The sequence below is a fragment of the Pseudomonas siliginis genome, from assembly GCF_019145195.1.
Lineage (GTDB): Bacteria > Pseudomonadota > Gammaproteobacteria > Pseudomonadales > Pseudomonadaceae > Aquipseudomonas > Aquipseudomonas siliginis.
On the sequence record NZ_JAHSTW010000015.1, the window covers coordinates 1 to 21,101 of the forward strand.

The following is a 21,101-nucleotide window of genomic DNA, read 5'->3' on the forward strand; positions in this document are numbered from 1 at the left end:
CGCTGGTCGGGCATTGATCGACAACTGCCCAACGTTGAGCGTCCAGTTCGCCCACATGATCGCCGCCCCTGGCATGGGTGAGATCTCAGTATTTGCGGCGCTGGCTGAACTGACGACCTTACCGGTGACGCTCAAGTCAGCGCAGGTCAGCCGCCATGCCGGACTCGATGTCCGACTCACGCAATCAGGCACCAGTATTGATAAACCCGGCCGGATAAGTAAGGGCGGCAATGCCTATTTGCGCTCAGCGATGTACATGCCTGCGCTGACCGCCATACGTTGCGACCCGAACGTTAAAGCGTTTTACGAAGCCTTGGTGGCTCGAGGAAAGAGGAAGATGCAGGCTATTGTCGCAGTCATGCGCAAATACCTGACCGGATTATGGGCCTGCATGCGGGCAGGCGAAGACTTCAGTACAGCCAAGCTTTTTAGCGATAAACACACCCAAAAAGCTTGACCGTGAACAGAGTATCTACAATGGAATGCGATCTCCTGTAGGAGCTGCCGAAGGCTGCGATCTTTTGGCGTCATTCGAATCAACGAAACCCTTCGCGCAAATCACCTTCACGTGCCAGAAACCGCCCTGCCCTCGCCCCATTTGCCTGCCCGTCGCGATAGCTCAACACGCCGTTGATCCAAACCCCGTCGATCCCCTGCGCCGCCCGTTGCGGATCGTTGAAATCGGCCACGTCACGCACGGTCGCCGGATCGAACAACACCAGATCCGCCCAATGTCCTTCACGAATCTCGCCCCTTTCCTGCAAGCCAAAACGCGCCGCCGACAGGCCGGTCATCTTGTGCACGGCGGTGTGCAGCGGAAACAACCCGATGTCGCGACTGAAATGGCCCAGCACCCGTGGGAAAGCGCCCCACAGGCGCGGATGCGGGAACGGGTCTTCGGGCAGTCCGTCAGAACCGACCATCGAAAGCGGATGGGCGAGGATTCTTCTGACATCGGCCTCGTCCATGCCGTAGTACACCGCGCCCGCCGGTTGCAGACGTTTCGCGGCTTCTTCCAGCGACAGTTTCCATTCGCCAGCAATGTCGACCAGGTCGCGCCCGCTGACTTCCGGGTGCGGCGTCGACCAGGTAATAGTGATGCGGTGGGCGTCGGTGACCTGCTTCAAATCCAGGGTCGAGGAACTCGCCGCGTACGGGTAGCAATCGCAGCCGACCGGATGGGTTTTCGCTGCCTCTTCCAGCGCTGCGAGCAATTGCGGACTGCGTCCCCAGTTACCGACGCCAGCGCATTTGAGGTGGGAAATGATCACCGGCGATTGCGCGTGTCGGCCGATCTGAAATGCTTCGTCCATCGCCTCCAAGACCGGGGCGAATTCGCTGCGCAGATGGGTGGTGTACACCGCGCCGAACGCCGTCAGTTCTTCGGTCAGTTGCATGACTTCATCGGTCGAGGCGTTGAAGGCGCTGGCGTAGGCCAGGCCTGTGGATAAACCCAATGCGCCAGCCTTGAGACTGTCGCGCAACTGCTCGCGCATGGCGGTGATTTCGTCGGGGGTCGCGGTGCGGAACAAGTCGTCGAGGTGATTGCTGCGCAGCGCCGTGTGGCCAACCAGCGCGGCGACATTCAGCGTGGGGTTGGCCGCTTCGACGGCGGCGCGGTAGTCGCTGAAACGCGGGTAAACGAACGCCGCTGCGCTGCCGAGCAGGTTCATCGGGTCCGGCGGATTGCCCTTCAAAGTGACCGGCGAAGCGCTGATGCCGCAGTTGCCGACAATCACCGTGGCCACGCCCTGGCTGAGCTTGGGCAGCATCTCGGGTTGGCGGATGACCACGGTGTCGTCATGGGTGTGCACGTCGATGAAACCCGGCGCCAGCGCCCGGCCGGCGGCGTCGATTTCTTCGCTGGCGCGGGCGTGAGGCAAATCGCCGATGCGCTCGATGCGGCCATTGAGAATTGCCACGTCGGCCTTATAGCCGGGCGTGTTGCTGCCGTCGATGACCAGCGCGTTGCGGATCAGGGTGTCGTACTGCATGTCAGTCTCCCAGCGGCAGGTGATCGTCGCCGCCGCGGTATTCGTCGAGGGCGAGTTTGATTCGCCGCAGACGTTCTTGATTGTCTTCAGGGCTGGCCAGCGCCAGCTCGGTGGCGAGCACGTCGATGGCCAGCAGCATGCCGTAGCGCGCCGCCGTCGGTTTGTAGATGAACGAGGTTTCCGCGCCTTGCAGCGGCAGGACGACGTCGGCCAGTTCGGCCAGCGGTGAATCGCCGCGAGTGATGGCGAGGATGCGCGCGCCGTAATTGCGCGCCAGCTCCACGGTTTCCAAAAGCTCCGGGGTGATGCCGGTCAGCGAGCAGGCGATCAGCACTTGCTCGGCGTTCAGACTGGCGGCGGTGACGCGCATCATCACCGCGTCATGACACACCGCAATCGAGTAACCGAGGCGCACCAGGCGCACCTGCAATTCATCGCTGCACAGGGTCGAGCAACCGCCCATGCCGAACGCGTGAATCATCCGCGCCTGACCGAGTAATTTCACTGCGTCGGCGAAGCGCGATTCGTCGAAACCGGCCAGATGCTGGCGCAGCGTGGTTTCGATGTCGCCAACGATCTGCCCGTAAAACGCCGACTGCTCAGGCGTGCCCGCCGGGTCGAGAAAACGGCTGCCAACGCCGCTGGCCTGGGCCAGTTGCAGGCGCAGATCACGCAGGTCACGACAGCCGACCGTGCGGGCAAAGCGCGACAGCGTGGCGGTGCTGACCTCGGCGCGTTGTGCGAGGTCTTCGAGGCTGGCGCTGGCGGCAAACCCGACATCGTCGAGCATCAACCGCGCAATGCGCCCCTCGCCGGCGCTGAAGGAATCCTGGCGGGCGCGGATCTGGTAGAGGATGTCCATGGGCGGCGGGCTCCGGTTACAGCAGGTAGGAAAGGCCGACGGTCAGCGCGAAAGCGACCAGCGAAATCAGCGTCTCGAGCACGGTCCAGGTCTTGAACGTCTGCGCGACCGTCATGTTGAAGTATTCCTTGATCAACCAGAAGCCGCCGTCGTTGACGTGGGAAAAGATAACCGAGCCCGCGCCGGTCGCCAGCACCAAAAGCTCAGGGTGTGGATAACCCAGACCGATGGCCACCGGCGCGACAACGCCTGATGCGGTGGTCATCGCCACGGTGGCCGAGCCAGTGGCAACGCGCATCAGCGCAGCGAACAACCAGCCCATGATCAGCGGCGACAGGTGAAATTCGTGAGCGAGGCCGACGATCTGATCGGTGACGCCGGCATCCACCAGAATCCGGTTCAAGCCGCCACCCGCGCCGACCAGCAAGGTGATGCTGGCGGTGGGCGCGAGGCATTCGTTGGTGAACTTGAGGATCGATTCGCGGTTGAAACCCTGAGCAATGCCCAGCGTCCAGAAGCTCAGCAAAGTCGCCAGCAACAGCGCGATCACCGAATTGCCGATGAACAGCAGGAACTGGTTGAACGCGCTGCCGGGGGTGGAAATCAGGTTAGCCCAGCCGCCGATCAGCATCAGCACCACCGGCAGCAGAATGGTCGCCATGGTAATGCCGAAACCCGGCAGTTTGTCGCGCGGTTCGCGGTCGAGAAATTGCTTTTCCAGCGGATTGTCCGTCGGCAATTGAATGCGCGGCACGATGAATTTCGCGTACAGCGGGCCGGCGATGATTGCGGTCGGAATGCCGATCGCGATCGCGTACAACAAGGTCTGCCCGACCGACGCCTGATAGGCCTGCACCGCGAGCATCGCGGCCGGGTGCGGCGGCACCAGCGCATGCACCACCGAGAGGCCGGCCACCATCGGCAGCCCGACCATCAGAATCGACACGCCGACGCGGCGTGCCACGGTGAAAGCGATTGGCACCAGCAAGACGAAACCGACTTCAAAGAACAGCGGCAAGCCGACCAGAAACGCGATGCAGACCATCGCCCAGTGCGCGTTCTTCTCACCGAATTTCTCGATCAGCGTGCGCGCCATCTGCTCGGCGCCGCCGGACTCGGCCATCATCTTGCCGAGCATCGTTCCCAACGCCACCACCAGCGCAATATGCCCCAGCGTCTTGCCGACGCCGGCCTCATACGCACCGACCACCGCCGACGGCGGCATCCCGGCCACCAGCGCCAGGCCCAGGGAGATCAGGGTGATGACAATGAAAGGATTGAGCCGGTAACGGGCGATCAACACGATCAGCGCAATGATGGCCACGGCGGCGTAGACCAGCAGCCAATAGCCGAAGGAAGGCGTCATGCGGTACTCCTCGAAAGGGTCACGTTCGAATGGGTTGTGAAACTCATAAATCATTTCGAGATAGAGATTTCAAACCGCATGAAAGTAATTTTCGTGGAGAGACAAGAGGTGTCGCTGATGGGTATGGGGTGTCGTGATTAATGAAAATCGGAGGGCGGGATTTTCATGGCTTTCCAGATCACCACGCAACTCTGTGGGAGCGAGCCTGCTCGCGAAGACCGCTTCACATTCACCATCTTCATTGACTGACCCACCGCTTTCGCGAGCAGGCTCGCTCCCACAGTTTTGATCGCACCCTTCCAGGCAGAACGCTGTCGACCTCTTGAACCGAGTATGTCGACGCTTCGAACGAGCGCTATACTCGCTCAAGGTAATTACCCGGGATCACGCCATGGCCATCGTACGTCGCAACCGAAAAAAATTGACCCAGGACGCCCTGATCCGCTCAATCGCCAGCTCCACAGCGATCGAGACCGGCCAAAGTGTCGATATGATCGAACGCAAGCTCAAGGCCAAATCCGGCAAATTCCAACACCTCGCATTGGCCAGGTAGGCTCCTCTCAAGCCCACAGTGCTCGCCGGACCCAATATTCCATTGGCTGGTAGTTGCAGTTGAGGCCTTGATTTATCGCAGCAAAGTAAGCCTCTTTGTTTCGCTCCCAACTGCTGTAATCCAGCGGAACATAGCCCGCCTGCACCGCCATCACGTCTGCAAGTAATCTGGACAACCGTCCATTACCCTCCCGGAATGGATGAATCAAAATGAACTCCACATGCGTTACGGCGATGGCGTGAATGAGGTTCTCATCAAGATCAGGTTTGCACGGGGTGAATTCAGCAAGGCATTCCTTCTCAAACCCCTCTAACAAGCGCGGAATCTGTGGGGCCGCAGCAAAGAAAAAACCGTCTTTGCCAAGGTTGACCGCCCGTATTTCACCCGCCCAAGGATAGATATTGCCCAGCCAGTACCGATACCAATCCCTCAAGTCCTGAACAGTAATTGACCGTGCCGGTAAACGCTCGATCAGAACCTGCTGGTAAAGTTTTTCCAGCAGAGTCAGCTCGGCATCATCCATCTCTTCAGGATCACTGATTCCCAGCTTGTTGCTCAGTACCTGCTCATCCGAGCCGGCCTGAAAACTGCCCTGTGCCCCCTCTGCCTCGTAACGATCAACCATTCCCGAACCTGCCGACCTGTTGATGATTCAAGGCACCTTAAGCCGGGTGACATGCGAGCGCAAAGGTAGAAATACAAACGGCCACCCAAAGACGGCCGTTCATTTGATCGATAGCAAAGCCCGACGGGGCTCAATGACCCATCACACCATTTCGTTACGAATCCATTCCACCACCGACGTGCGCTTCGGTGTCCAGCCCAGCAGTTCCCGGGCGTGTTTGCCGCGTACGCGGCTGTTGGAACCGAGGCCGTAGTTGGCCATTTCGTAGCCCCATTCGGCTTCGGCGTCTTGCAATGGCCAGTCTTGCGGTTCGCCCAGATTGAGGGCTTCGGCCATGGCGGTGGTCATGTCGATGAACGAGGCTTCACCGCTCTCGACGAAGTAGAAAGTGCCGGGCACGTTTTTGTTCAGCGCCAGCTGATACAGGGCGACGACGTCTTCGATGTGCACGTTGGACCAGATGTTCTGCCCTGTTCCGACGTGGCGAACGACGCCGCTTTTGCGCGCCTGTTTCAGCAGTCGCGGCAGTTGCACGCTGTCGCGGTTGACGCCCAGGCTGTGGCCGTAGATGAGGGTGTTGCAGATCACCGCCGAGTTCACGCCATCCTGCGCCGCCGCGAGCACCAGATTGTCGATGGCTACGCGATCGGCCTTGTCGACAGTCGGCTCCGGTAGGTTGTCCTCGTAGTAAATGTCGTCGCTGGATTTGCCGCCGGAAGCGTCGCCGACAATGCTCGAACCGCTGGTGTGCAGAAAGACTTTGTTCGAGCCACGCAAAGCGTCAAGTAACGCTTCCACCGCACCGCGATGGTCGCTGCTGGCAGCGTTGATGACGGCATCGGCAGCGCGGGCCTGTTGCGCCAGCAATTGGCTGTCATCGAGGGTGCCGATTACCGCGTTCATGCCCAGTGCTTTCAGCTCATCAGCCTGCTCGGCGCTGCGCACCAGGCCGGTGACGTTCTGCCCGGCCTGCACCAGGCCGGTGGCGATGGAACCGCCGATAAAACCGGCCGCGCCGGTAACGAATACGTTCATGGAGTAACTCCCTGCGTGAATCAGTGATGCGGCGAGTATCGGCCGATGAACTCAGGCGAAAAACCCGCCCTCGGCCAATTCACTCTTGCGCAGGGATCACGAATCAGCCTTTGAATTCGGCGCTGGCGTAGGCGGCGAGTTTGCTCTGGATAAAGTCGAGGAAGCACTGGATGCGCAACGCCAGTTGCGAGTTGCGGTAGTACACGGCGTTGATCGGCTGGCGGTAGCCGCTGTTGAATTCGCCGAGCAGGACTTTCAGGCGCCCGGCACGGATGTCGTCGATGGTCATGAAGTGCGACAGGCAGGCGATGCCCTGCCCTTCCAGCGCGAGATGGCGCACGGTCTCGCCGCTGGAAGCGCTGATCGCCGGGTTGATCGGCCAGCGGTCGCCGTGCACATAGCGCAGCGGCCATTGGTTGAGGCCTTCGTTCTGGGTGAAGCCGAGCAGCGTGTGTTCGCTGAGGTCTGCGACCTGCCGGGGCGCGCCGTGTTTTTTCAGGTAAGCAGGGCTGGCAACGATCATCAACGGACTGCAACCGAGCGAACGCGCATGCAGCGTCGAATCGGCGAGGGTGCCGATGCGGATGGCGACGTCGGTGCTTTGTTCAAGCAGGTCAATGATCAAGTCATTGCTGTTGAGTTCGAGCAGGATGTCCGGATAGAGCTGCCGGAATTCGTCGATGTAGGGGACGATGGCGTGGAGCATGAACGGCGAGGCGGCGTTGATGCGCAGGCGTCCGGACGGAGTTTGCTGGCGCGAAGACAGACGCTCTTCGAGTTGATCCATCTGATCGAGAATCAGCTTGGCCTGTTCGAAGAAATACTTGCCCTCCTCGGTCAGGTCCATGCGTCGCGTGGTGCGGTTGATCAGCGTGGTGTCGAGCTTGGCTTCGAGCTTCGACAGCGTGCGACTGACGGCCGACGGCGTCTGGCCGACCTGCTCGGCGGCGGCGGAAATCGAACCGCACTCGATCACGCAGACGAAAATCTGCAACTCATCGGATCTGGCTTTCACGGGTGTCCTCGCTGGAATCGCCAAGATCGCAGCCAATCGCCATGCCCCCTGCAGGAGCTGCCGAAGGCCGCGATCTTTTGCTGTACCCGGATAGTAGCCCGAAACCCATCAAACCTTGAGGCCAAACACCTCAGTCAGATGCTGCTCATAGCGCACCACATCATTCTCGATATTCGGACGCTTCATCACGTCGACGCAGAGGAAGGTCGGCAGCGCGGTCATGCCGAGAAACTCGTTGGCCTTGTGGAACGGGAAGTACACCGCGTCCACGCCTTTGGCTTCGAAGAAATCCGTCGGATCATCGAAGGCTTGCTGCGGCGCGTTCCAGGTCAGCGACAGCATGTATTGCTTGCCCTGAATCAGACCGCCACTGCCGTACTTCTGCGAAGCATCGGAACGGGTGCGACCGTCGCTGGCGTAGAGGCTGCCGTGGCCTTCGGTGAAGACTTCGTCGAGGTACTTTTTCACCGTCCACGGCGCGCCCATCCACCAGCCCGGCATCTGATAAATGATCACGTCGGCCCAGAGGAATTTCGCCACTTCTTCGGCAACGTCGTAGCCTTCATCAATGAAGGTGGTCTTGACGTCGACACCGCCGCGATCGAGCACGCTCAGCGCGGTTTCGTGCAGGGTGGTGTTATAGCGGCCATCGGAGTGGGCGAATTTTTTACCGCCATTGAGCAACAGCACTTTCTTCATCGGAAAACCTCGGCGCAGCCTTCAAGGCTGGATTGTGAAACAGGAATTGGAATGGCGGCAGATTAACCATCGATCTCGCGCGGAAACAGCCACATCGACGCAAAATACATTTGATCAAAACGCACGAATCGGTCGGCAATTGTTGCCGTAGCATCGCCGCTTTCTGCTTTTGAGGAAGTTGTGATGAGTGAACGCCAGGGTTTCATCCTGCACGCCAAGACCCACCCGGAAAAAGCCGCCGAATTCGAAGCGCTGTTCCGCGCTTACGTCGAACCAAGCCGCGCCGAACCGGGCTGCATCGAGTACCACATGCTGCGCGACAAGGAAGATCCGACGCTGTTTATCTTCTACGAGATCTGGGCCAGCCAGGCGCACTTGGATGTGCACTCGGCTTTGCCGCACATGAAAGCGTTTTTCGCCAGGCGCATGGACTATCTGGAGCGCGATTTCGATATCCGCCCGATCGACATGCTCAGCGAATCGTCGGCTAGCCGCTGATCAGCAAATGGGCGCCGAGCGCGCCCAGTCCGATAAAGAACACCCGCTTGAACAGCACCGCACTGATGCGCTGACGCAACCACTGACCGAGCCACATGCCAAGCATGGCCGGGATCAGCGCCAGCAGCGAGGCGCTCAATTCGCCACCGCCGAGTGCGCCGTGCCAGAGCAGCCCAGCGGCCAGCGCCAGGGTCGAGACGGTGAAGGACAGGCCGAGCGCCTGCACCAGCTCATCGCGGCTCAGCCCCAGCGCTTGCAGGTACGGCACCGCCGGAATCACGAAGACGCCGGTGGCGGAGGTGATGACGCCGGTGATCAGGCCACACAGCGGGCCGAGCCAGCGTTCATGACGCGGGTTGACGTGCAAACTCGGCAGAAACAGTCCGCTCAATGCGTACAGCAGCAGCGCCGCGCCAAGTCCGCGCACCACCCAATGGCCGCCGGCCATGCCGATCCACAGGGTGCCGATGCCGGTGCCGAGGAAGATCAGCAGCAGCATGGGCCAGAGACGTTTGATCAAGCTTTTCAGGTGGCCACCGAAGGCCAGTTGCCAGAAATTGGTGAGGGTCGCCGGAATGATCAACAGCGCGGCTGCCTGCGCCGGCGCCATAGCCAGACCGAGCAGGCCCATGGCGACAGTGGGCAGGCCGAGGCCGATCACGCCTTTGACCGTGCCGGCGAGCAAGAAGGTGGCGATGACCAGCAGGGACAGGGTCAGGCCGAGGGTTTGGTAGAAGTCGGTTAGTGTGTGCATTAGGGTAATGTGCACTGATCCGGGCTGGGGGAAAATCTGCCATATACTGAGGTAGCCTCTTCCTTTGCAAGAGGCTGACATCGGCGTTGAGGCATCTGACCTCTTCGCGAGCAGGCTCGCTCCCACACGGGATCTGCGCTGTACATAAGTCCCTGTGGGAGCGAGCCTGCTCGCGAAAGGGCCAGCCCAACCACCGCGAAACTACAGGCAAACCCCATGCACTTCGACCTCACCGACCTGCGCCTCTACCTGCACATCCTAGACACCGGCAACATCACTGCCGGTGCCGCCCGCAGCCACTTGTCCCTCGCCGCCGCCAGCGCCCGAATCCGCGCGATGGAAGCCTCGCTGGGCGCTGAATTCCTCGAGCGTGGTCGGCGTGGCGTCACCCCGACGCCTGCCGGCAAAGCCCTCGCCCGCCATGCGCGTATCCTTTTGCAACAGGCCGAACGCATGCAGCAGGACCTTGCCGATTATGCGCAAGGCGTCAAAGGCGAGGTGCGGCTGTTGTGCAACACCACGGCGATCACCGAGTACCTGCCGGAAGTGCTCGCGGATTTCCTGCGCAGCCATCCCAATCTCGACATCGATCTACAGGAACTGCCCAGTGCGCGAATTACCCATGCCTTGCGTGAAGGCGCAGCGGATCTGGGCATCGTGTCCGACGCGGTCGACACCAACGGCCTGCAGACCCAGGCGTTTCGTGATGATCCGCTGGTGCTGATTCTGCCGCTCGATCACCCGTTGTCTGACGTCGCCGAGGTCAGTTTCAGCGACGCGTTGCAGCACGACTTTGTCGGACTCAGCGCCGACAGCGCATTGGCGATCTATCTGGAAGAACAGGCGCTGCACAGCGGCGCGCGGATGCAGGTGCGCATTCGCGCCGATGGCTTTGATGGCGCGATGCGTATGGTCGCCCGTGGCGCCGGCCTGGCCATCGTGCCGTTGGCCGCTGTCCAACGCGCGATGCTCGAGCAGTTCAAGTGCGTGACTCTGAATGAGCCATGGGCGCGTCGCACGTTGATGCTCTGCGCGAGAGACTTCGCCGCGCTGCCGGGTTATGCCCAAGCGCTGTTACAAGCACTTATTGCTGCACGCGTTTCTGAGCACTCCGATGTCGACCCCAGACAACTGAGCGACATCCGGGCGCTATAGGGTGCGACTTCAATTCTCAAGTCCACCTGCCCGGAGTCCCCATGACCGCGACCGCCCCTATCACCGTTCTGCGCGACACCCACCCGCTGCCGGTGCTCGACGCCTGCAAATGGGAAAAACTCGAAGGCGACCCGCACACCGTCAACCTCAACGCCTACACCAGCGAAGATGGCAGCAAGATCATGGGCACGTGGATCTGCACGCCAGGCAAGTGGCGCGTCGATTATGTGAAGTGGGAGTACTGCCATTTCCAGGAAGGCTACTGCGTGATCACCCCGGACGGCATGGCGCCGATCCACCTGCGCGCCGGCGATATCTTCGTGGTTGAGCCGGGCATGAAGGGCACGTGGGAAGTGGTCGAGACCGTGCGCAAATACTTCGTCTTCGCCTGATGCAAAAAAGCCGGGAAATCACCCGACGTGATTTCCCGGCAAATGTCCCGGCGTTGCTAAAACCTGTGGCGAGGGGATTTATCCCCGCTCGACTGCGCAGCAGTCGCAAACCCTGAGCACTCGGTTTACCTGACACAATCCAGGTGGCTGCTGCGCAACCCAACGGGGATAAATCCACTCACCACAAAGGGCTGATCGCGTTACTGCGGCTTGCGATAGCTGTTGATGATCGCCGAGAAGTCTTTCCCACCGTCACCGCGCTGGCTCATCGCCTGATACAACTGCTGCGCCACCGCGCCGAGCACCACCGGTTGATGCGCCTGCCGCGCCGCTTCCGTCGCCAGCCCAAGATCCTTGAGCATCAGCTCCGCGCCGAAACCACCGGTATAACCGCGCGAGGCCGGCGCTGTTTCGACGATGCCCGGCCACGGGTTGTACATCTCCGAACTCCAGCAACGGCCGGTCGAGCTGTTGATGATTCCGGCCAGCACACCGGTGTCGATCCCCAGCGCATCGCCCAACGCCATCGCTTCACTGACGCCGACCATCGAGATTGCCAGCAGCAGGTTGTTGCAGATCTTGGCGATCTGGCCGGTGCCGACTTCACCGCAATGCACGATGTTGCGGCCCATCTGCGCCAGCACCGGTTGCAGGGTCGCGAACAGTTCTGGGGTAGCGCCAACCATAAAGGTCAAGGTGCCGGCGGTCGCGCCGCCAGTGCCGCCGGAGACTGGCGCATCGGCCATGGCCACGCCGTGGTTGGCGGCGGCCGCTGCGACGTCGCGGGCGGTCTGCGGATCGATGGTGCTGCAATCCACCGCCGGCACGCCTTGGCGAATGCCGGCGAGCACGCCCTCTTCACCCAGCCAGACACTGCGCACATGCACCGCGGCCGGGAGCATGGTGATCACCAGTTCGGCATCTTCCGCCGCCTCGCGGGCTGAAGCGCGGATGGTGCCGCCCAGTTGCTCGAGTTCCGCCAGCACGGTTTTGTTCAGGTCGACCAGATTCAGCGAGTGGCCGGCCTTGATCAGGTTGCGCGCCATCGGCGCGCCCATGTTGCCCAGCCCGATAAATGCGATTTTCATGGCCATTCCTCAGCGCAGGTTGATGGTGGTGTTTACGCCGTCGTTGACGCTGTCGTCATCGAACCAGCGCGCCGTGACCGTTTTGGTCTGCGTGTAGAACTGCACCACTTGCTTGCCGTACGGGCCGAGGTCGCCGAGTTTCGAACCGCGCGAGCCGGTGAAGCTGAAGAACGGTACCGGCACCGGAATCGGGATGTTGATGCCGACCTGACCGACGTCGATTTCAGTCTGGAATTTACGCGCCGCCGCACCGCTCTGGGTGAACAGGCCAGTGCCGTTGCCGAACGGGTTGGCGTTGACCAGCGCGATCGCCTGATCGAGGGTGTCGACTTCCAGCACCACCAGCACCGGGCCGAAGATTTCCTGGGTGTATATCTGCATGTCGGTGGTCACCCCGGAGAACAGGGTCGGGCCGACAAAGTTGCCTTGCTCGTAGCCCGGCACGCTGATGTCACGACCATCGAGTTCAAGCTTGGCGCCTTCCTTGATGCCGCTTTCGATCAGTTCGAGGATCCGCGCCTTGGCTTTTTTCGAAATCACCGGGCCGACATCGGTGCCCGGCTCGCTGCCGGCGTTGACCTTGAGCTTCTGCGCCAGCGCTTTCAGATCCGGCAGCCATTGTTTCGCCGCGCCCACCAGCACTACCACCGAGGTGGCCATGCAGCGTTGCCCGGCGGCACCGAAACCGGCACCGACCAAGGCATTCAGCGCTTGTTCGCGATTGGCATCCGGCAGCACCACAGCGTGGTTTTTCGCGCCCATCATCGACTGCACGCGTTTGCCGTGTTTGCCGGCCAGGTCATAAACGTGGGTGCCGACAGCGGTCGAACCGACGAAAGACACAGCTTTGATGTCCTTGTGCGTGCACAGACCATCGACCACATCCTTGCCGCCGTGAACCACGTTGAGCACGCCCGCCGGAACGCCAGCCTCAATGGCCAGTTCCACCAGCAGCATGGTCGACAGCGGATCCTGTTCCGACGGCTTGAGCACGAAGGTGTTGCCGCACGCGATCGCCATCGGGAACATCCACAGCGGAATCATCGCCGGGAAGTTGAACGGCGTGATGCCGGCGCAGACGCCGATCGGCTGGCGCAGGGTGTAAGTGTCGACGCCGCCGGCGACGTTCTCGGCGAACTCGCCCATTTGCAGGGTGCCGATCGAGCACGCGTGCTCGACCACTTCCAGGCCACGGAAAATATCGCCTTCGGCATCAGCAATGGTCTTGCCCTGCTCCGCGCTGAGGACCACGGCGATGCGCTTGGAGTGCTCGCGGATCAGCGCTTGCAGCTTGAGCATGATGCGCATCCGCGCGCCGATCGGGGTCAGTTTCCAGGTCTGGAAGGCACGCTGGGCGGCGCTGACAGCGGCATCGACCTCAGCGGCGGTGGCGAACGGAACCTTGGCCAGCACTTGCTGGGTGGCCGGGTTGACGATGTCGTGCCACTCGGTGGTCTGCGACTCGACCCATTCGCCGTCGATCAGCAGTTTGACCTTTTGCAGCGTGGTGTCGTTGGGCGTAAGCGATGCGTTCATGCTGGTCTCCAGAACTTGTTTTTATCGTAGGAGCCAAGGCGAAAGGTTCGCCTTGAGATGAGGCGTGTGTCACGAATTGGTTGTCGGACTGTTTTTGGAGTATAGATGTGCAAACTTCTAATAAGAACGCACATATAAGCCCGACCATCATGCAAAAAAACATCACCTCGCTAGGCTCGCTGAACTGGGACGACCTGAAGTTTTTCCTCGAAGTCGCCCGCACCCGCAAGGCCAGCACCGCCGCCAAACGCCTGGCTGTCGACTACACCACGGTGTCGCGACGGATCAGCTCGCTGGAAGCGGCGCTGGGCACATTACTGTTCGAAAAGTCCCGCACCAGCGGTTTCGTCCTGACTACCGAAGGCCAGCGCTTGCTCGGTTATGCCGAGTCGATCGAAAGCACGCTGCACATGGCCTGCGAGCAGGTTTCGGGCTCGGGCGTGGCCCTCTCCGGGCACGTGCGCATGGGCTGCACCGAAGGCTTCGGCAGTTTTTTCATCACCCCGCAACTGAGCCATTTCGTCGACGCCTACCCGGCGATCTCGGTGGACATCCTGCCGCTGCCGCACTTCATCAGCCTGTCCAAGCGCGAGGCCGACATCGTCATCGCCCTCGAGCGGCCGGAGCACGGGCCGTACGTCTGCTGCAAACTCTGCGACTACCGCTTGCAGCTGTACGCAACCCAGGACTATCTGGACAAACACCCACCGATCCGCCGCCCGGCCGACTTGAGCAAGCATCAATTCATCAGTTATGTGGATGATCTGGCGTTCAGCTCAGAGCTGCTTTACCTGGCCAATGTGCTGCCCGGCGCCAGCGCAAACTTGCGCAGCACCAGCGTGATCGCGCAATACGTCGCCGCACAGCAGGGCCGCTCGCTGGCGATCCTGCCGTGCTTTCTCGCCGCACAGGACCCGCGATTGCTGCCGGTGTTGCCGGAGGAAATCGACATCACCCGGCAGTTCTGGATGTACTGCCGGGAGGATCTGCGCAAGCTCAAAAGAATCACTCTGTTATGGGATTACATAAGAGAGGTGACTGAGCTCAATGGCCCGCTACTGCTGGGCGAAACGCGTGTCCTACTGTTCGCAGACGGAGAATCTACAAGGAGCAAGGGAGACCTATCCTAACGACCTCGTCAGGCTCTTGGCAACGACTTGTGACAGGGGTTGTGACACCACTTGTGACAGTCGAAAGGGGACTTACAGTGGCGTGCGTATGCGCGACTAAGGACCCCACAGGCAAGCGTTGGACACAGGCGCAAGGGCCTACGGGGGTATTTGCATGGGAATCATGACTGAGGTGGTGTTAAAGAAATTTTCCCCATATTTCCATCAGCCCTTTAGGTCCCTCAAGCGTCCGCGTAGACCTCAGTGACAAGCTCACCAAGGACCTCAAAGACTGTCTCAGCGTTAGCAATTCCGAAGGTTGCCCCAAGGATGCCAACAAGCTTCCAGAATGCTTTGGACAGAAGGACAGCCTTAACGACTGCCCACGGTTTCGTATGGACCATCGTAAAGGCTCCTCTTAATGTGATGCGTGTAGCGGTAGGTTTCGTGGTGAAGCCTCAAACACCCGGATTTCAAGCGGTTGAAACTTTAAACCTTAGGCTTGAGGCTTCCCACGAGACCCACAAGGTCCCCGTAACGGGAACCCAATGGTTCTTAATGGTGATGCGTTACTCGGCAGAAAAGACCACACGAGTGATTAGCGGAAAGCTAACCGTCTCGGTTTGGAACTTCTCGGTTGGGTCGGCAGGGTTGGCCAGCTTCAAGCGAACTTTGCCCTGAGCAATTACGTCAGCCACACCAGTAACTTCGAGATCCCAACCTTGAATGGCCGGGTTGCGAGTGGTCGTTACGTTCCAGATGTCACCGTCTGGTCCTTCACGGAACGATAGCGAAGCGAAGCCCATCGGCAGCATGAACACACCATGGTCTTCACCTGAGTAGAACTGAGTGCGGGTTCCCAAATAGTCCTCAAGGTCATCGTGGCCAGCACGCTGAGCGGCACGGTTCAACACAGCCGACAGGGCCACAGGCATCAGCAGCACGAAGGACTCAAGGTCTCGGCCTACGGCGAGGTTCAAATGCATGGTCAAGGCGTCGATGATGTCTTCTGCACGCTCTCGCGGAGTTGCGCTCAAGGCGCCCGTCACGGTCTTGGTCTCGGTAGACTTAGCGTCCTTCAAGATCCCAGCAACGACACCACCACAGGTCAGCTCAAAGTCATCCAGCAGCTTCTTACCGGTCTGCTGCAAGCCTTCACCGGACCAGCCAGCAATGAGATGAGCGTCCAAGAAAGTGGCACGGAAGGAAAACAATGCAGCCTTGTCGCAAGGCTCCGTGAAGATCACGTCACCCACTACAGCCTCACCGTTGGTGAATTCTGATTTGTCATCGTAGATGCTGGTACGAGGGTCGAAGGCAACCGAACGGTTTTGCATTACGACCAGTTGTTGGGCTGTCGGCTCCGTCTTGGCTGGCCGGAACTCGCAAGGAATAGCATTAGCTGCTTCCTCCTTCCAGTCGCCCTCATTGAAGTACTCATCGAGTGCCTGAGAAAAGACCTCGACGTAAATGCTGGTGTCCGATGCCATACCTTCTTTGATCTTGTCGGCACGGGTGAACTGAATACGGGTGGAGCCTTCTGTTTGGGACACGGTATAGGCGTTAGGGGCCTCGTATTGATCGCGTTTCATCATGTGTAATTACTCCTGAATAAGTTGTCTTGAAGGGTTCGTAAAGGGATCAGTCAAAGTCGGGGAAAGATGACCATGCGCCGCCGCCACGGGCAGCTCGGGCCTCAGCGCCCATACGGCGAATGCGCTCGTTCTGGGTCTCCCTGACGGCGCGTTTACGTGCGGCCTCAAGTGGAGTCGGAGGTACTTGCTCTTTGGCTCGTTCAGCGAACCATGCAGCCTCAGCGGCGCGCTTGGCCTCTTGCTGTTCTTCCCTTGCGAAGATCGTGAAGGCTCGACGAGTCTCGACAGGGAACGCAGCGGTACTCAGCCCAGCATCACGGTACTGACGGACGATCTCAGTGACCTTGTTGTCGTTCTTGCCAGCCATAGCCAACAAGCCTGCGAGCATTGCGCCTTCGGCATATTCTCGGGATACGTTTTGGCCTTGAACTTCAAGACGATCAGGGGTGTTTACGATGTTCAGTTTCATGTGGTTGTGTCTCCTAATAGACACATAGATCAAGCCGTGCCGCATGGGCGACGAAGACCAGAGGCCAAGGAGTAAGCCACTCCGGCGCCGTCACGGCTTGTCTATATGTTCTGGGTTTGAGGGATGTATTCGACGACTGGGGTGGAGCTTTTGCGGGTCGTCAAGGGACCTTCGGGCAGCATGGCGGACTGTCCTAATGGGCACTTTGGTGAGGGTCTTACGGTTCTTACTGGTGGATTCAACCGCCCCAGATGCGGGGGCCTTAAACGACCTGAGCGGACTCAGAAGAGAAGTCCAGGACTCGGCTGTAGGTAATTGGTTGTCGGGTCAACGGCACGGACAAAGGCACCATCAGCAGAGCATCCAAATGGACACCAGCGGCGATCAGGCTATGCATGAAGGTCACCAAGTAGGCGCCGTGCGTCTCCTTCAAGGAAACCTCAAGGGCCGCTTGATCGACCACACGACCACCCAAAGGATGGATCATTGATATGGCCTTGCGCTTGTAACTGTCGGTCCATTGATTGCGGATGGTGATGAGCTTCATGCGTGACGCAGGGGTCGGACATAGATTGTTGATTAGGTCGAGGTAGGTCATGGTTGGACCACTTTGTTAGAGCCATTGCTGCGACGAAGCTTGGCCTTCTGCGCACTCTCTGACTTGGCCTCCCTCACCGCTACGTTAATCTCCTCGGTATGGGCGCTAAGCCAATCGAGACCACGCGGCTTGACCCTCCAGCCTTCTCTATTACCGAAGTCACCGGATGTCTTCACAAAGGCACCACTGGAGAAGCCTTGAGGCTTCGGTCGAAACGTCCCCGTAGGACTCCCCCATTCGTCACGTATCTCGTTGAACATGGGACCCTTAGCGAGAACCTTAAGAGCCAACTGAGGGTGCTGAATACCTGCTACTCGGCAAGCTTCAGTCCACGTAAGGCCTGCACCTCGGGCTTTCATGTCGAGGGTCGAAGCCTTGGGCATGTTGGCATCTAACAGGGCGTCCTTTCGGCGCAGCTCTCTGACAGCGTGGTTACGCACTGCCACAAATGCATGGGCGACCATAAGGTAGAAGTCAGTGGAGACCCACATCGCGTAGGCAATGCTCCCCAATTCATCAGCGAAGGAACCGACCTTATCCACCTTATGGAAATTTCCACAAGACAGCAGGCGACTCGAAACCTCGTTATCCCATTGTCCCGGTCGCTTTGACTCTGGAAGACTCAAGGCCTGATGAATCTCGTTGAGACTCCACATGCCTTTGGCGTTTGGCGTGAAGGTGTGTCCATCGATAATGATTGGTAGAAGTTCGGAAGTTTGCATATTCATGATTTCCTTTTGATTGCTCCCTGAGTTCGCATCCACAGGCCAGCACAGAGACCCCATGACGGGTTCTGGCGAGTGGCTCAGGGAGCAATCAGAAAGACTCTGTGGACGTAGTGACCATGCGAATGGCCTTTGAGGTGGACGGTGTGTCCGTTGTATGTGAGGGTTTTTAAATGGCATCCATTTTTGGGGACCTGAGAACGCAGAGACCACATACGAGACTCAGCGAGAGACCCTGTGGTGCTGTTGCCTGCAATCATGGTCTGAGAAGACCTGAGCCTTTGTACTTAAAGGGCTCTTAAAGGCTTTTAACTTAGAGAGAGAATATAAAGATTACTATCTGATATTCCTCATAGAGGATCTTTAAGTTAAAAGGCCCCTGTAATCACACGTTCAGTAATAGGAGGCCCAAACCTATTAAGGGTCCATCAAGGCATTTAGAGACTCGACAGACAGTATCGTTGTGATGGTCCCCGTAACTGGACCTCAGAGGACCCCGAAGGGTTCTGACTTGGTGGTCTCATGTGTCTGGTGGAGTGAACCACGCTGTCACGATGAGCCTTGCCCACTGGATCACCTTGAGGGTGACTTAGCGGTTACGGTGGGAGATGGTGTGTCTCCCTATATGTGAGGGTTTTTAAATGGGGCGCCAGTTGCCGCCACTGGACGCCCTGCGACGGACAAACCTTGCGAATTATGAAGGCTTTTCTGCATCGCGCTCATCGATCGCCTTTCGAGCGCCTTCGGGCAGACGAAGATACAATTCATTGAGAGCTTTCGGCCGTGCAATCCTATCCTCAACGATGGCATTCACTAATTCAAATAGCGGAATTGCTACCTCGGCAATGTCTTCATCACTTAACTTACCGGGATGCACAGCATTGTTCCCGATGACCCGCACAACGTCCAGCGCATTTTTTATAGGTAACGGCAATCCCTTTTTTACGAGGCTGGCGATGTCAGCATTTATATCTTTTGACTTCTCACCCAACTCACCACAAAGCCTTTGCACTGCAAGCCGCAACAACGCAGCAGCACCTCGCGGAGAGTGATTTATAATGCTCCTCGCCTCCATGTAGTCTTTCGCGACTCCTTCAGGCATTTCGGCATGTGGAAGCGGCGCAACAGAGTGATTCGGTATGATCATTCTTGCAGCGGTAGGCTCGTATTCATTCTTCCTTTCCGTCACTTCCCAATAAGTATCTTCCTTACAGTGATGACACTTAGCTATTTCTATTGCGGTAATATAGCTATCCCTTGTCCAAACTTCGCTTTTAGTCTGCGACCATTCAAATGTTGCATAAGCATTACAAAACGGACAACTGAAGGCTTTCAATCTAAAAGCTGGAGCGACGTATTTATGCATTTTCTATCCCTAAGCATCATCCGACATGAGCATTCCAGAATTTACTTTACTCCAGCGCAGCCGCTAACGCCTCAAAATCCTACTGCTTAGAGGTCGAACGCGAGGAAATCCCCGCGCCTAATTGCACGAAAATCTCCATCACGACCCCGAGGCAGCCCAACGACCTTAGTAGGTTCCGTCAAGCAATCCACGGAGCATCTCTGCGATCACCTCAACGGGAACGCCAGAGCCATACGTGTCGAACGTAATGGTGCCTGAAGCGTGTCCCATGACGGCCTGAGCGTGGACTACAGGGACGCCTTTGACCTGCATAAGGGAAGCCAACGAGTGACGCAACGAATGGAAAGTCAGACCAGCCGTAAAGGAATCTCCAAGCGCTGCCGGAATGGCTTGTTGGTTCGCCCACTCCCCGGCTGTCTTGTAGCCAATCTGGGCCAGCGCTAATGACCCTGACAGCTTGCACGACTCGACGTAGCGCAAGAATGCCGCAAGGTCGAAGCCATAGGCACCATCGGTCAACGGCACCAGTCGTTCGCTGCGTTTGTTCTTAATGGATTTACCCTCACCAACTTCGTTGATATGGATAACGGTGACACCTGAATCAAGGGTCTGGATGTCGCCAATACACAACTGAGATATCTCATTGAGTCGACCACCTGTAATTATCCCGAGGCTAAGCATCCAACGTTTCCATGAGGTCTCTGGAAGACTGTTTGCGTAGGCCATCAGCGTACTGACCTGAGCCTGAGAGAACGCCTTACGGGTGGACTCAAGGCCCTTGGTGAGCTTGAGCTTCTTGTCGTAAGTATTGACCAAGTGACCATTGTCTTTCGCCCACGTCAGGACAGCCGATAGCTTCACCAGCAGCTTGTTGACCGTTGAGGGCATACGCCCTTCAGAGAGTCGATCACGCAGAGCCACAAGGTCCTCCCTTGAGTGGTTGCGCAGATCCAGACTACCGAGAGACGCTGAGAGAGTGCCGTGGCATACCTTGGTTTCCTTGAGGGTCGATGCTTTCTGGTCCTGAGCTCGGTCTGCCAAGTAGAGAACTGAGAGGGCCTCAAAGGTCATTGCGGGAGACTTTACAGATGTAGACAGAGACACGTCACTCACGTGCTTCAAGGCTGACTTAGGGTCGGCTTCAAGGTCCCTAATGATCTTGACCAGTGGCACTGAGTCGCCCTGTAGTCGAACCTGAGCAGCAGCCATCACATCTTTAGCCTTGGTCACATGCTCATGCTGATCGACGTTGAGGGACATCGTTGCGGCAATCTCCGTCAGGTTCGTCCTAACGTCCTCATATAGGTCGCCCCAGTCACGCAGCGAGTGAACATCATGGGAACACGACAAGAGTCCTTCAGCGACCCACAGCAAATGCTCTCGAAGCTCACTCCAAGTGGCCTCAGGGTGATCCAGATGGAAAGACTTGATGGTCTCGGCAAGTCGTCTTGAAGCGTCCATAGCGGCCTTTCTATCGGTGGTCTTGAGGGATACTGAGGTGGCCTGCGTGGTGCTGCCGGTCTCTCTGAGGCGTAGATAGTAGATGCCGTTGCGCCTGTAGTGATAGGGCTTAGCGAGCCTCGTGGTCGGCCTGAGAGTTAGCGCAGAGTTTGTGACAGCACTTGTAACAGGATAGAGCTTGGAAGTGGTCATCATGGCGTTAGGGC

Annotated in this window: 22 protein-coding genes; 6 read left to right on the top strand and 16 right to left on the bottom strand. The window is 58.6% G+C overall.

What is annotated here, in order from left to right:
* Positions 1-457: transposase (locus KVG87_RS25325; RefSeq protein ID WP_217853150.1), on the top strand; the 457-nt coding region annotated here is incomplete at its 5' end.
* A gap of 79 nt (positions 458-536) precedes the next feature.
* Here KVG87_RS25325 and KVG87_RS25330 read toward each other — a convergent pair.
* From KVG87_RS25330 to KVG87_RS25340, 3 genes are read right to left on the bottom strand one after another with little or no spacing between them, the layout of a single operon-like run.
* Positions 537-1,994 (bottom strand): N-acyl-D-amino-acid deacylase family protein, encoded by a 1,458-nt coding sequence (locus tag KVG87_RS25330; protein ID WP_217853152.1) that lies wholly within the window; start codon positions 1,992-1,994, stop codon positions 537-539.
* Between the two features lies 1 nt (position 1,995).
* Positions 1,996-2,856, bottom strand: a complete 861-nt coding sequence (locus KVG87_RS25335) for a MurR/RpiR family transcriptional regulator (RefSeq protein WP_130928126.1) — start codon at positions 2,854-2,856, stop codon at positions 1,996-1,998.
* A 16-nt stretch (positions 2,857-2,872) separates the two neighbouring features.
* Entirely contained in the window at positions 2,873-4,222 is a 1,350-nt protein-coding gene (locus tag KVG87_RS25340; protein ID WP_217853155.1) for a GntP family permease, read from the bottom strand.
* Positions 4,223-4,613: 391 nt separating this feature from the next.
* Between KVG87_RS25340 and KVG87_RS25345 the strand changes: the two genes are divergently transcribed.
* Entirely contained in the window at positions 4,614-4,775 is a 162-nt protein-coding gene (locus KVG87_RS25345; protein WP_016771791.1) for a hypothetical protein, read from the top strand.
* Between the two features lie 7 nt (positions 4,776-4,782).
* Here KVG87_RS25345 and KVG87_RS25350 read toward each other — a convergent pair whose 3' ends face one another.
* The 4 genes from KVG87_RS25350 to mdaB form a co-directional block, all read right to left on the bottom strand.
* Positions 4,783-5,400 carry a Fic/DOC family protein gene (locus KVG87_RS25350; RefSeq protein WP_217853157.1) on the bottom strand — a complete coding sequence of 206 codons (618 nt, stop codon included), beginning with the start codon at positions 5,398-5,400 and terminating at the stop codon, positions 4,783-4,785.
* Between the two features lie 141 nt (positions 5,401-5,541).
* The gene (locus tag KVG87_RS25355) at positions 5,542-6,435 is read right to left on the bottom strand and encodes an NAD-dependent epimerase/dehydratase family protein (RefSeq protein ID WP_217853160.1); all 894 of its coding nucleotides are present in this window, start codon (positions 6,433-6,435) and stop codon (positions 5,542-5,544) included.
* A 103-nt stretch (positions 6,436-6,538) separates the two neighbouring features.
* Positions 6,539-7,450 (bottom strand): LysR family transcriptional regulator, encoded by a 912-nt coding sequence (locus tag KVG87_RS25360; RefSeq protein ID WP_076565635.1) that lies wholly within the window; start codon positions 7,448-7,450, stop codon positions 6,539-6,541.
* 108 nt (positions 7,451-7,558) lie between these two features.
* Entirely contained in the window at positions 7,559-8,149 is a 591-nt protein-coding gene (gene mdaB / locus KVG87_RS25365; protein ID WP_217853162.1) for an NADPH:quinone oxidoreductase MdaB, read from the bottom strand.
* Between the two features lie 183 nt (positions 8,150-8,332).
* On the opposite strand from mdaB, the gene KVG87_RS25370 reads away from it, so the two are divergent.
* A complete protein-coding gene (locus KVG87_RS25370) occupies positions 8,333-8,647 on the top strand; it encodes a putative quinol monooxygenase (RefSeq protein ID WP_076565630.1) in 315 nt (104 codons plus the stop codon).
* Here the strand turns inward: KVG87_RS25370 and KVG87_RS25375 are convergent.
* Positions 8,637-9,401, bottom strand: a complete 765-nt coding sequence (locus tag KVG87_RS25375; RefSeq protein WP_217853164.1) for a sulfite exporter TauE/SafE family protein — start codon at positions 9,399-9,401, stop codon at positions 8,637-8,639. The two genes, KVG87_RS25370 and KVG87_RS25375, sit on opposite strands and share 11 nt — an antisense overlap.
* A 216-nt stretch (positions 9,402-9,617) precedes the next feature.
* Between KVG87_RS25375 and KVG87_RS25380 the strand changes: the two genes are divergently transcribed.
* Positions 9,618-10,556, top strand: a complete 939-nt coding sequence (locus KVG87_RS25380) for a LysR family transcriptional regulator (RefSeq protein WP_217853167.1) — start codon at positions 9,618-9,620, stop codon at positions 10,554-10,556.
* 41 nt (positions 10,557-10,597) lie between these two features.
* The gene (locus KVG87_RS25385) at positions 10,598-10,948 is read left to right on the top strand and encodes a cupin domain-containing protein (RefSeq protein WP_016770579.1); all 351 of its coding nucleotides are present in this window, start codon (positions 10,598-10,600) and stop codon (positions 10,946-10,948) included.
* 200 nt (positions 10,949-11,148) lie between these two features.
* Here KVG87_RS25385 and mmsB read toward each other — a convergent pair whose 3' ends face one another.
* Together mmsB and KVG87_RS25395 are read right to left on the bottom strand one after the other, a co-directional pair.
* Complete coding sequence (gene mmsB, locus KVG87_RS25390) at positions 11,149-12,036, bottom strand: 3-hydroxyisobutyrate dehydrogenase (protein WP_217853169.1); 888 nt, start codon at positions 12,034-12,036, stop codon at positions 11,149-11,151.
* Between the two features lie 9 nt (positions 12,037-12,045).
* Positions 12,046-13,572 carry a CoA-acylating methylmalonate-semialdehyde dehydrogenase gene (locus KVG87_RS25395; protein WP_024011486.1) on the bottom strand — a complete coding sequence of 509 codons (1,527 nt, stop codon included), beginning with the start codon at positions 13,570-13,572 and terminating at the stop codon, positions 12,046-12,048.
* Between the two features lie 149 nt (positions 13,573-13,721).
* Between KVG87_RS25395 and KVG87_RS25400 the strand changes: the two genes are divergently transcribed.
* Entirely contained in the window at positions 13,722-14,702 is a 981-nt protein-coding gene (locus tag KVG87_RS25400) for a LysR family transcriptional regulator (protein WP_110646658.1), read from the top strand.
* Positions 14,703-15,250: 548 nt separating this feature from the next.
* Here KVG87_RS25400 and KVG87_RS25405 read toward each other — a convergent pair.
* From KVG87_RS25405 to KVG87_RS25430, 6 genes are all read right to left on the bottom strand, one after another.
* Entirely contained in the window at positions 15,251-16,276 is a 1,026-nt protein-coding gene (locus tag KVG87_RS25405) for a hypothetical protein (protein ID WP_225931003.1), read from the bottom strand.
* Positions 16,277-16,322: 46 nt separating this feature from the next.
* Complete coding sequence (locus tag KVG87_RS25410; protein ID WP_217853171.1) at positions 16,323-16,745, bottom strand: hypothetical protein; 423 nt, start codon at positions 16,743-16,745, stop codon at positions 16,323-16,325.
* Between the two features lie 262 nt (positions 16,746-17,007).
* Positions 17,008-17,343: a hypothetical protein gene (locus KVG87_RS25415; RefSeq protein WP_217853173.1), complete on the bottom strand. Its 336-nt coding sequence runs from the start codon at positions 17,341-17,343 to the stop codon at positions 17,008-17,010.
* Positions 17,340-18,065: a hypothetical protein gene (locus tag KVG87_RS25420; protein WP_225931004.1), complete on the bottom strand. Its 726-nt coding sequence runs from the start codon at positions 18,063-18,065 to the stop codon at positions 17,340-17,342. The genes KVG87_RS25415 and KVG87_RS25420 overlap by 4 nt, the downstream gene beginning before the upstream one ends.
* 697 nt (positions 18,066-18,762) lie before the next feature.
* Entirely contained in the window at positions 18,763-19,434 is a 672-nt protein-coding gene (locus KVG87_RS25965; RefSeq protein WP_225931005.1) for a DUF4145 domain-containing protein, read from the bottom strand.
* A 165-nt stretch (positions 19,435-19,599) separates the two neighbouring features.
* Positions 19,600-21,090, bottom strand: coding sequence for a tyrosine-type recombinase/integrase (locus KVG87_RS25430; RefSeq protein WP_225931006.1), 1,491 nt, complete (start codon positions 21,088-21,090; stop codon positions 19,600-19,602).
* Between the last annotated feature and the right edge of the window lie 11 nt (positions 21,091-21,101).

What these genes read in the sequence shown, in the direction of transcription:
- KVG87_RS25330 (WP_217853152.1), bottom strand. Translation starts at nt 1,994, where the DNA reads ATGCAGTACGACACCCTGATCCGCAACGCGCTGGTCATCGACGGCAGC.
- KVG87_RS25400 (WP_110646658.1), top strand. Translation starts at nt 13,722, where the DNA reads ATGCAAAAAAACATCACCTCGCTAGGCTCGCTGAACTGGGACGACCTG.
- KVG87_RS25965 (WP_225931005.1), bottom strand. Translation starts at nt 19,434, where the DNA reads ATGCATAAATACGTCGCTCCAGCTTTTAGATTGAAAGCCTTCAGTTGT.
- mmsB (WP_217853169.1), bottom strand. Translation starts at nt 12,036, where the DNA reads ATGAAAATCGCATTTATCGGGCTGGGCAACATGGGCGCGCCGATGGCG.
- KVG87_RS25395 (WP_024011486.1), bottom strand. Translation starts at nt 13,572, where the DNA reads ATGAACGCATCGCTTACGCCCAACGACACCACGCTGCAAAAGGTCAAA.
- KVG87_RS25380 (WP_217853167.1), top strand. Translation starts at nt 9,618, where the DNA reads ATGCACTTCGACCTCACCGACCTGCGCCTCTACCTGCACATCCTAGAC.
- KVG87_RS25340 (WP_217853155.1), bottom strand. Translation starts at nt 4,222, where the DNA reads ATGACGCCTTCCTTCGGCTATTGGCTGCTGGTCTACGCCGCCGTGGCC.
- KVG87_RS25355 (WP_217853160.1), bottom strand. Translation starts at nt 6,435, where the DNA reads ATGAACGTATTCGTTACCGGCGCGGCCGGTTTTATCGGCGGTTCCATC.
- KVG87_RS25405 (WP_225931003.1), bottom strand. Translation starts at nt 16,276, where the DNA reads ATGATGAAACGCGATCAATACGAGGCCCCTAACGCCTATACCGTGTCC.
- KVG87_RS25350 (WP_217853157.1), bottom strand. Translation starts at nt 5,400, where the DNA reads ATGGTTGATCGTTACGAGGCAGAGGGGGCACAGGGCAGTTTTCAGGCC.
- mdaB (WP_217853162.1), bottom strand. Translation starts at nt 8,149, where the DNA reads ATGAAGAAAGTGCTGTTGCTCAATGGCGGTAAAAAATTCGCCCACTCC.
- KVG87_RS25345 (WP_016771791.1), top strand. Translation starts at nt 4,614, where the DNA reads ATGGCCATCGTACGTCGCAACCGAAAAAAATTGACCCAGGACGCCCTG.
- KVG87_RS25375 (WP_217853164.1), bottom strand. Translation starts at nt 9,401, where the DNA reads ATGCACACACTAACCGACTTCTACCAAACCCTCGGCCTGACCCTGTCC.
- KVG87_RS25335 (WP_130928126.1), bottom strand. Translation starts at nt 2,856, where the DNA reads ATGGACATCCTCTACCAGATCCGCGCCCGCCAGGATTCCTTCAGCGCC.
- KVG87_RS25385 (WP_016770579.1), top strand. Translation starts at nt 10,598, where the DNA reads ATGACCGCGACCGCCCCTATCACCGTTCTGCGCGACACCCACCCGCTG.
- KVG87_RS25420 (WP_225931004.1), bottom strand. Translation starts at nt 18,065, where the DNA reads ATGCAAACTTCCGAACTTCTACCAATCATTATCGATGGACACACCTTC.
- KVG87_RS25410 (WP_217853171.1), bottom strand. Translation starts at nt 16,745, where the DNA reads ATGAAACTGAACATCGTAAACACCCCTGATCGTCTTGAAGTTCAAGGC.
- KVG87_RS25430 (WP_225931006.1), bottom strand. Translation starts at nt 21,090, where the DNA reads ATGATGACCACTTCCAAGCTCTATCCTGTTACAAGTGCTGTCACAAAC.
- KVG87_RS25415 (WP_217853173.1), bottom strand. Translation starts at nt 17,343, where the DNA reads ATGACCTACCTCGACCTAATCAACAATCTATGTCCGACCCCTGCGTCA.
- KVG87_RS25370 (WP_076565630.1), top strand. Translation starts at nt 8,333, where the DNA reads ATGAGTGAACGCCAGGGTTTCATCCTGCACGCCAAGACCCACCCGGAA.